Annotated in this window: 2 protein-coding genes; one reads left to right on the forward strand and one right to left on the reverse strand. The window is 44.9% G+C overall.

Features of this window, described 5'->3' with window-relative positions; all coding sequences use genetic code 11:
• Positions 1 to 171 precede the first annotated feature (171 nt).
• On the forward strand, positions 172 to 483 hold the full coding sequence (locus tag PX636_RS16100; RefSeq protein WP_288117811.1) for a ferredoxin: 312 nt from the start codon (positions 172 to 174) through the stop codon (positions 481 to 483).
• A gap of 185 nt (positions 484 to 668) precedes the next feature.
• Here PX636_RS16100 and hemC read toward each other — a convergent pair whose 3' ends face one another.
• The gene (gene hemC / locus PX636_RS16105; RefSeq protein WP_012266932.1) at positions 669 to 1,628 is read right to left on the reverse strand and encodes a hydroxymethylbilane synthase; all 960 of its coding nucleotides are present in this window, start codon (positions 1,626 to 1,628) and stop codon (positions 669 to 671) included.
• Positions 1,629 to 2,202: the final 574 nt, after the last annotated feature.

The following is a 2,202-nucleotide window of genomic DNA, read 5'->3' on the forward strand; positions in this document are numbered from 1 at the left end:
GGAGTTATTTACTCAAGAGATAAGTAAATATTATTTTAAGTTTATTTAAGGCTGTCATTACTAATGGTAAGTTGAGCCGGGTGAATTTTCCCGTAGTATCAAAAAGGAAACTCATTCGACCCGTTCAGTCTAAACGGGGAGAGAAGGGATTTTGAGACTGAGGAACAACCTATGGCAAAGAAAACAAAGACAACCACTTATAAAGTCACCCTGAAAACACCCGATGGCGAGCATACAATTGATGTTCCCGATAATGAATATATTCTCGAGGTAGCGGAAGAAAAAGGATTAGATTTACCTTCTTCTTGCCGTGCTGGTGCTTGTTCTGCTTGCGCTGGTAAAATCGAATCCGGTAGCGTTGATCAATCCGAGCAATCCTTCTTAGATGACGATCAAATTGAAGCGCATTATGTCCTCACCTGTGTTGCCTATCCTACTTCTGACTGTGTGATCGTCACCCACAAAGAAGAAGATTTGTACTAATTTAACTCAATATTCGGGGGTTAGATACTCCAACAATACAACAATAATAGAGCGGGAACTGCAAGGGCGACAGTTCTCGCTTTATTTGTATTTTTGCCTCTTGACTCGACAGTGAGATAAAGCCCAAAAATTAATCCTGCAGCGGCAGGGTGTGAGGTGTAGGGTTAATGGGCGCTGATCACTGATTATCGGCCCACTTCAGCGAAAATCTGGGCTAAAATCTCTCCAGCACCAGCCTCGCGCACTTTATGGGCTAAATCTCGTCCTAAGACTTCCCCATGGCTAGGATCACCGCTAACCGAGTCCTTAATCAGGCGCTTACCGTCGAGACTAGCCACCATACCCGTTAAAGTTAGGATACCATCCTCGATCGCCGTATTCACTCCGATGGGAACTTGACAGCCCCCCTCCAACTCCCGTAAAAAAGCGCGTTCAGCATAGCATCTATCGCGGCTAGGGGCGTGTTCCAACACTTTTAGGACTTCCAAAACCTCCGGATCAGCATCGCGGCATTCTATCCCTAAAGCCCCCTGTCCCACCGCATGGAGAGAAATCTCCGCCGGAATAACCTGATGAACTCGATCGCCTAATCCTAACCTTTCCAATCCCGCTACTGCCAGAATAATCGCGTCGTATTCTCCCGCGTCCAGTTTTGCCAGACGGGTGTTGACATTGCCGCGCACATCTTTAAAAGTCAGATGGGGATAATGGTAACGCAACTGGGCCAATCGCCGCAGGGAAGAAGTCCCCACCACCGCACCTTCCGGTAAAGTGTCTAATTGATAGTCTTGATTTTGGCTATTTACCACCAAAGCATCGGCCGGATTAACTCTTTCGGTGACGCAACCCAAGATTAAGCCTTCGGGCAAATTAGTGGGCAGATCCTTGAGAGAATGGACGGCAAGATCGATCGATCTATCCAACATTCCCACTTCTAGTTCTTTGGTAAATAAACCCTTATCACCGATTTTCGCTAGGGCCACATCGAGAATTTTATCGCCTTGGGTACTCATCGTCTCCACCTCAAACTGTCGATGGGGGTGGTGTTTACTCAATTCTGCCTGTACCCAATAGGTTTGTACTAGGGCTAACTGACTTTTACGCGAACCGATACGCAGGGAACGAGGAGGACTAGAAACGGACATATCTGAAGTAGGAATTTAACTAAACATCTATCGGACTGCTCGATCTAGACTATCCTGATCTCACCCCTGTTGAGTAATCACTTTCTAGGTTAGGCATAAATAGTTACATCTCTTAATATTTTTAGGCAAATAGGGGGATGGGGTGATGGGGTTTTCGGGAAATAGTCATAGGTTTGTTTAATCTCTCCCAATCCCTTTACTATGGCCTCTTGCCTCATCTCAACAAGCAATTTAAATGTGCGGGCAGCTTATTAGAATGGGATGATGAGGTAAGAGTTTTTGCGGCTATAGGTTGGATTAAACATAGCAAAACCATTATTCCCCACTGACAGCAAAGCTGAAAGCCTAGGTTAAAATAGAGGGACAAACGTTGCAACAGGGTCTAAGCAATGACAATGTTTGAACGGACAAATTGGCTAAGTAGCTGGTTATAATTAAATTAAAAATGGATTTTAGGTTCGATCCCCCCTTATCAAGGCTATCCATTAGTCACATCTTTCTTAACATAAAATTTGACAAAAAGAGAAAAGTGTGCAAGATGGCTCAAGGGGGTTCTATGGGGGGACTAATTTGA

Origin of the sequence: Microcystis sp. M53598_WE2, assembly GCF_030067735.1 — a bacterium.
GTDB lineage: Bacteria > Cyanobacteriota > Cyanobacteriia > Cyanobacteriales > Microcystaceae > Microcystis > Microcystis aeruginosa.